Source organism: uncultured Sphingomonas sp., from assembly GCF_913778135.1.
GTDB lineage: Bacteria > Pseudomonadota > Alphaproteobacteria > Sphingomonadales > Sphingomonadaceae > Sphingomonas.
In genome coordinates, this window is sequence record NZ_CAJYVU010000019.1 from 1 (window position 1) to 6,671 (window position 6,671).

Annotated in this window: 8 protein-coding genes and 1 pseudogene; 7 read left to right on the plus strand and 2 right to left on the minus strand. The window is 66.9% G+C overall.

All coding sequences use genetic code 11. From position 1 onward, the window contains the following. From secD to QZ847_RS01820, 3 genes are all read left to right on the plus strand, one after another. Positions 1-725 (plus strand): protein translocase subunit SecD (gene secD / locus QZ847_RS01810; protein WP_294352553.1); only part of this gene is annotated, 725 nt, incomplete at its 5' end. A gap of 15 nt (positions 726-740) precedes the next feature. Continuing rightward, positions 741-1,715: a protein translocase subunit SecF gene (gene secF / locus QZ847_RS01815; protein ID WP_019515752.1), complete on the plus strand. Its 975-nt coding sequence runs from the start codon at positions 741-743 to the stop codon at positions 1,713-1,715. A gap of 31 nt (positions 1,716-1,746) precedes the next feature. Continuing rightward, positions 1,747-2,109, plus strand: coding sequence for an Mth938-like domain-containing protein (locus tag QZ847_RS01820; protein WP_294352555.1), 363 nt, complete (start codon positions 1,747-1,749; stop codon positions 2,107-2,109). A gap of 13 nt (positions 2,110-2,122) precedes the next feature. Here QZ847_RS01820 and QZ847_RS01825 read toward each other — a convergent pair whose 3' ends face one another. Beyond that, positions 2,123-3,292, minus strand: coding sequence for a glycosyltransferase (locus tag QZ847_RS01825; RefSeq protein ID WP_294352557.1), 1,170 nt, complete (start codon positions 3,290-3,292; stop codon positions 2,123-2,125). A 72-nt stretch (positions 3,293-3,364) separates the two neighbouring features. On the opposite strand from QZ847_RS01825, the gene QZ847_RS01830 reads away from it, so the two are divergent. After that, positions 3,365-3,844, plus strand: a complete 480-nt coding sequence (locus tag QZ847_RS01830) for a hypothetical protein (RefSeq protein WP_294352559.1) — start codon at positions 3,365-3,367, stop codon at positions 3,842-3,844. Next, positions 3,841-4,014, plus strand: coding sequence for a hypothetical protein (locus tag QZ847_RS01835; RefSeq protein WP_294352561.1), 174 nt, complete (start codon positions 3,841-3,843; stop codon positions 4,012-4,014). Before QZ847_RS01830 ends, QZ847_RS01835 begins: the two co-directional genes overlap by 4 nt. A gap of 65 nt (positions 4,015-4,079) precedes the next feature. Here QZ847_RS01835 and QZ847_RS01840 read toward each other — a convergent pair whose 3' ends face one another. Further along, a complete protein-coding gene (locus tag QZ847_RS01840; protein WP_294352562.1) occupies positions 4,080-5,342 on the minus strand; it encodes a DUF2171 domain-containing protein in 1,263 nt (420 codons plus the stop codon). Positions 5,343-5,597: 255 nt separating this feature from the next. Between QZ847_RS01840 and QZ847_RS01845 the strand changes: the two genes are divergently transcribed. Together QZ847_RS01845 and QZ847_RS01850 are read left to right on the plus strand one after the other, a co-directional pair. Continuing rightward, complete coding sequence (locus QZ847_RS01845) at positions 5,598-6,392, plus strand: NUDIX domain-containing protein (RefSeq protein ID WP_294352564.1); 795 nt, start codon at positions 5,598-5,600, stop codon at positions 6,390-6,392. Positions 6,393-6,423: 31 nt separating this feature from the next. Next, positions 6,424-6,671 (plus strand): annotated as a pseudogene (locus QZ847_RS01850) (extensin); the annotation flags it as partial.

Here is a 6,671-nt window from a genome sequence, read left to right on the forward strand (position 1 = left end):
TGACGCAGGAGAACGTCAACAAGCCGTTCGCGATCATCCTCGACAACAGCGTCATCTCCGCACCCAACATCAACGAGCCGATCCTGGGCGGCCGCGCCGCGATCAACGGCGGGTTCACGACCGAGAGTGCCAATGCGCTCGCGATCGCACTGCGCTCAGGCAAGCTGCCGGTCGCGTTGAAGGTGGTCGAGGAATCGACCGTCGGGCCCGATCTGGGCAAGGACTCGATCCGCGCCGGCATCCTCGCCAGCGCAGTCGCGGTCGCGCTTGTGGTCGCGTTCATGCTGGTGACCTACGGTCGCTTCGGCGCCTATGCGAACCTGGCGGTGATCATCAACGTGTTCGTAATCCTGGGTGTGCTGGCGCTGATCAAGGGGACGCTGACGCTGCCGGGCATCGCGGGCTTCGTGCTGACGATCGGTACCGCGGTCGACGCCAACGTGCTGATCAACGAGCGCATCCGCGAGGAATTCCACCGCGGGCGCAGCGTCGTGCAGTCGATCGAGCTAGGCTACAAGGAAGCGAGCCGGACGATCTTCGAGGCGAACGTGACCCACGCGATCTCGGGCATCATCATGTTCCTGCTGGGCTCGGGCCCGGTCAAGGGATTTGCGGTGGTGCTGCTGATCGGCATCGCGACCAGCGTGTTCACCGCGGTTACCTTTACCCGCATGCTCGTCGCCGGTTGGGTGCGCCGCACCAAGCCCAAGACGATCAACATCTAAAGCCGGGCACAGCATATGAAACTTCTCAAGCTCGTACCCGACAACACCAACATTGACTTCGTGCGGCTGCGCGGCTGGGCGTTTGGTCTGACGTTGCTGCTGAGCGTGGTGGCGGTCGGGTTGACCTTTTACCATGGGCTCAACTTCGGCGTCGATTTCGAGGGCGGGTTGATGATCGAGGAGCGGTTCGCGACGCAGCCGCCGATCGATCAGGTCCGCACCGTGATCGAGCAGCAGGAGGTCGGCGACGCCAACATCCAGCCGATCGGCGACGGCACCACGCTGTCGATTCGCCTGCCAGTGCAGTCGGGCGGCGACGAGGGCGCGACCAACGCCGCGGTGAAGAAGGTCGAGGCCGCACTCGCCGCCAAGTTCCCGGGCGCGACGTTCCTGCGTTACTCGACCGTGTCGGGCAAGGTCTCGGGCGAGCTGGTGCGCAACGGCGCGATCGCGATCGTGCTCGCGATCCTCGGCATCGGCCTGTTCGCGATCTTCCGCTTCGAGTGGCAGTTCGGCGTGTCGACGATCGTCGCGATCGTCCACGACCTGCTCATGACGCTCGGCTTCTTCGCGCTTACGCAGTTCGAGTTCGACCTGAACATCGTCGCCGCCGTGCTGACGATCATCGGTTACTCGATCAACGACAAGATCGTGATCGACGACCGCATTCGCGAGAACATGCGCCGGTATCGCAAGATGGATATGCGCGAGATCATCAACCTATCGGTCAACGAAACGCTGCCGCGTACGGTGATGACCTCGGTCACGATCCTGCTGGCGCTCGCCGCGCTGCTGCTGCTGGGCGGGCACGTGCTGCGCGGGTTCACCGCGGCGATGATTCTCGGCATCGTGGTCGGTACCTATTCGTCGATCTACGTGTCGTCGTCGCTGCTGATCTCGCTGGGCCTACGTGCTGAGCCGGAAGGCGGCGCGGCGCGGCCGGGTCGCGGCGGGATCGAGAATGCCGAGCGCGTGGGGCCGCGGAACTGACGTCGTGGTAACGCGCGCGGGATCGATACGGATGGACCGCGCCGGCGCAGCGGGACCACTGATCCGTGCAATGGGGCCGAGCGGGTTCCGCGTCGACGAGAACGTCTACATCGCACTGACGCTGACGCCGTTGCGCGCGGACGCGTGGTCGCCGCCGCCGCTCTCCGAACTGGACGAGGCAGCGCTGGCCGCGATCCTGGAGGGCGCGCCCGAGTTCGTGCTGCTGGGCACCGGCGCGAACCTGGCACGACCGCCGCGCGCGCTGGTTGCCGCACTGGAAGCGCGCGGGATCGGCGTGGAGGCGATGGACAGCCGCGCCGCGGCGCGTGCCTGGGGTGTCTTGCGCGCCGAGGACCGTCAGGTGGTGGCGGCGCTCTACCCGATCGACGCCTGAGCGGCGGCGCGCGCTATCGATGGCGCGCGATCAACCCTGACAGATGATCGTGAAGCGCGGCGGTATTCGCCGTCCAGGTGAAGCGTTCGGCATGCCGGCGCGTGTCAGTGGCGCGCGGCGGATCGGCGAGGAGCACGCGTATGGCTTCGGCGAACGCGTCCGGTGTTCGCGGTACGATCCGCCCTGCCGAGGCATCGGTCACCACCTCGCGCGCACCGCCCGCATCGGGGATGACGATCGGGGTGCCGCAGGCGAGCGACTCGATCCAGGCATTGGCTAGCCCTTCCGACGACGAGGCGAGTGCGGACAGGTCGGCGGCGGCGAGCCAGCGTGGCAGCTCGGCGTGCGCGACGCTGCCGAGCAGGCGGACACGACCGCCGAGGCTGCGCTGGTCACTCAGCTGTCGCAGTCGGTGGCGCTCGGGTCCTTCTCCGGCAATCGCCAGCGTCACGCCTGGCAGGCTCGGCAGCGCCTCGATGACGATGTCGTGGCCCTTGCGCGGGATCAGCGCGCCGACCGACACGACCAGCGCGCCGTCTGCGCCGAGCGATTGTTTGAGGCTGGCGCGGTCGCCGGGTGCGAAGTGGTCGAGGTCTACGCCGGTGTGGTGAACGCGGATGCGGTCGGCGGGGAGGCCAAGTGCCGCCATGTCGTCGCGCATCGCCGCGCTGACCGCGAGCAGGCCGTCCGCCCCCTGCCCCGCGCGCCGAACCTGCGCGGCGGTGGCGGATGCGCGGCCCCAATGGTGGATGTCGGCGCCGCGCGCCTTGATCGAGACCGGCACGCCGTAGCGGCGCCCAAGCGCGACCGCGGCGGGACCGTCGGGAAAAAAGAAGCTTGCATCGATGACGTCGAAGGCGAACGTGTCGCGCAGGCGATCGAGCACGGGGCGCAGCGTTCGCGTCAGCGCGGCGGCGTGAAAGCGTCCAGCGGTCGCCGGCAGCGTGGTAAAGCGCGGTCGCGTCACGTCCAAACCGCGCCACGTCTCGTGTACAGGCAACGCCGCAAGCGCGCGATAATGTGGGTGCCTGCTAAGCGGCCACGGCGGCAGGCCGAGCGGCGCGACGACGCGCAGGTCGACGCCGGGATATCCCGCCAGCCCGCGCGCCTGACGTTCGACGAAGACGCCGAAATTGGGCCGAGACGCGTCGGGAAACAGGGTCGAGAGCGTGAGCACGCGCATGCGTGAGCGCTATAGACAGAGAGCGTTAACGAGCCCGCGCGATCATACGCAAGATCGGTAAGCCTTACACAATTGCTTGCGGCACATGGTCCGAGCGGCGAAAGTGCCATTCGCCCGTTCGCACTGGTCTTCGTCGTCTTCAGCCTGCTGTTAGGCCGCACCTTTTGCGAAGCGCTGGCGGGCTACTCGCGTGCGCTGACAGCATCGCGCGACCTGCGCCCGGTGCGGATCCGATCGGATCGGATCGGATGGCTCGTGCCGCAACTCGGGCTGGTAGACGTGCTCGACGGGTGGACCTTCTGGTTGCCGGCGTGGAACAAGCGCAAACAGATCGACGCCAATTACCCGACGCTGATTGAGGTACCGATCGTCGTCGCGGGTGCGATCGCGGCGACCCTGATCTTTCCCGACGCGATCGAGGACCGGACCGATCTCGCTGCCTGGTACCTGCCCCGGCGGCGTCTGGTGCTCGGCGGATTGCTGGCGCTAATGTCGCGAACTAGGTCGCCTCGGTTGTGCTGGTGCGCTGACGCATGCGGCACCCGGGCATGATGCTGCCACGTCCGAACCGGTGCGAACTCATTTCCACGGCAACCGGCGTCGCAATCATGCCGGTGCTGATCGCCTTGCTCCTTGTCCGGTCACCGCGCTGGAACGTGGCGCTGCTGCTGGTGCTTGCGTTGCTGCTGCTTGTAGCCGGGTCGACCAAACCTCCGGGCTGAGCCGCAAATGCGAAAAGGCCCGGACGTTTCCGCCCGGGCCCCACGCGTTACCGGTGCCTCAACGCTTACTTGTTCTGGTAGGTGCCAGAGAAGCTGCTGTTGAGGTTGGTGTCACTGCCGGTCGTCGAAGTCGACGCGGTGCTGCTGCCGCTCGTCGTCTGGCCCGAAGTGCTGCCGTAGCTGCCCGACTGCGACGACGAGCGCTGACCCGCCATGTTGTCGCTGGTGCGATCACCGTAGCCGAACATCGCCTGCTTGTTCTCTTCGTCGCGCCACTGCTTCTTCGCCTCGTCGGCGGTCTTCGACAGCGTGACCTTCTTGTCCTCGACCGAGCTGATCCAGCTTGACGGGATCGAGTGGTGCTGGCCGCCCGCGTCGACGTCATTCTTGGTCAGCAGGATGCGGTCACCACGCACCTTGTCGACGGTGCCGACGTGGCTGCCGTCCGAACCGACGACCTCGGCGTGCTCCTTCACCTTGTCGAGCGAGTCGCGCTGCGACTGGCGATTGGTGCGCCACGAGCCGAACTCGTTGTTGAACTTGGTGCGGTTCTCCTGACGGTACTCGTCATAGTCGCGGTCGAGCGCCGCAATTTGGCCCGAGCGCCAGTGATGATAGTCAGAGTCACGATCGTGACGGTCGCGCTGGTTGTACTCGCGCTCGTCGTAGCGGTTGTCCATTTCGCGGCGACGCTCGGCTTCCTCGTCGCCGAACCACGAGCGGACCTCGTCACCGGCGCGATCGAAGAAGCCGCGCTCCTGGTAGTTGTAGCCCTGCGGTGCACGGCCGTAATTGCCGCGCTGCGAATCGCCGCGATCGTTGCCGCCGTAGCGGTTCTGGTCGCGACCGTAGCTGCTGCGGTTGTCGTCGTCCCAGTGCTTGCGATCGCCGACATCGACGAAGCGGCGTCCGTCCGAACCGTAGCTGCCGTGATACTCGCTGCTGCCAGACGAGCCGTATTGGCGCGACTGCCCGTAGTTTGATTGGCCATAGCTCGAGCGGCCATAGTCCGAACCGCCATAGTTCGAGTTGCCGTAGCCAAAGCGGTTATCGTCACGGTCGCGCGCGTAGCCGGCGTTGCCGTACTCGCGCTGTCCGTAGGAACCCGACCCGTACGAACCCGAGCCGTAGCGATCTCGGCCGCCGCGATCACCGCGATAGTCGCGGTCGTCGTCGCGGCCCATCATGCCCGCCGACTGATAGTCGCGCGCGCTGGAATAGCTGTACTGACGGCCCGAGCCGTAGTCGCGGCCATAGTCCTGCGTCTCGTCGCGATTGTAGTAATCGCCTTGCGGATTGGTGCCGCGCGGGTAACGTTCGTAGCCCATTAGGTCCTCCTTGCTGGACAGCAACGCGCCGATTGTCTGCGTCGTGTGCGCCCCAATAAAGCGGCAAAGGGCCGATCCGTTCCTATCGTTACGACGTCGCAACGGGCACTTCGTCGCATCCACTTCTCCGCTTGCCGGTTTGTATGAAGATGGCGGTGCTTGCGGGATGTCGCGCCCGCGCCGATGATCGAAGACGAGGAGATGCGGATGACGGAGGCGGGCAACGACGCGAACGGTTCGGAGACCGCCGTGCGAGTGGTGGCTGACGACGATGCCGGGCTGCCGGCCGCGATCCCGGCGGCGACGCTGGTGATCTTTCGCGAGCGCGTCGGCGCTCCGCCAGAACTGCTGATGGTCGAGCGCGCGCAGAAGATGGCGTTCGCCGCGGGTGCGATGGTGTTTCCGGGCGGGCGGATCGACCCCGGCGATCACGCACTGGCTCGGGCGCTGATGCCTGGTCACGATGGTGAAGTGGAGGATGATGGCAATACGGCGGCGCGGATCGCAGCGATACGCGAGACGATCGAGGAAGCCGGCGTGCCGGTCGGACTCGCCGACGTGCCCCCGCCCGCGACCCTGGACGAGATGCGGCGTGCGCTCCACACGGGCGTGCCGTTCGGCAATGTGCTGCGCGACGCGGACGCGACGCTCGACCTGGAGGCGCTGGTGCCGTTCGCGCGCTGGCGTCCGGCGCACCGACACATGCGGATCTTCGACACGCGCTTCTATCTCGCGCGATTGCCCGCCGATGCGCCGGCCGCGAGCGTCGATCGGACCGAGAACGTGCGGCTGGTGTGGGCAAGCGCCGCCAGCGTGCTGGCGGATGCCGACGCGGGCCGACTATCGATCATCTTTCCGACGCGCCGCAACCTGGAGCGACTGGCACGGTTTGACTCCTTCGACGAGGCGGTCGCGCACGCGCGCGCGACGCCGGTGCGGGTAGTGACGCCGTGGACCGAGTGGCGCGACGGAGAAGAACGGCTCTGCATACCCGAGGACCTCGGCTATCCAGTAACATCGGAGCCGATCGGCAGCGCGATGCGCGGCTGATCGACCGGTGCCGCTTGGCCGAGCGCGCGGCATGAGCGTGGGCGCGCGGCTGATGCGCGGAGCACGGCGGTTCACGCGCGTGCTGGTCGTGCTGATGCTGCTTGGGGTCATGGCACTGGTCGCGTGGGGCGTGATGCGCGGTCGACCACAGGACCTGCCGTGGACGCCGCTCGACCTGTCGGAGCCGGTCGGCGCGTTCACCGGGCGAAAGCTGACCGCGCTGGCCGACGATTTCGGAAGCTGCCGGGCGCTGCTCGATCGCGCCGGGGTTCGCTACAC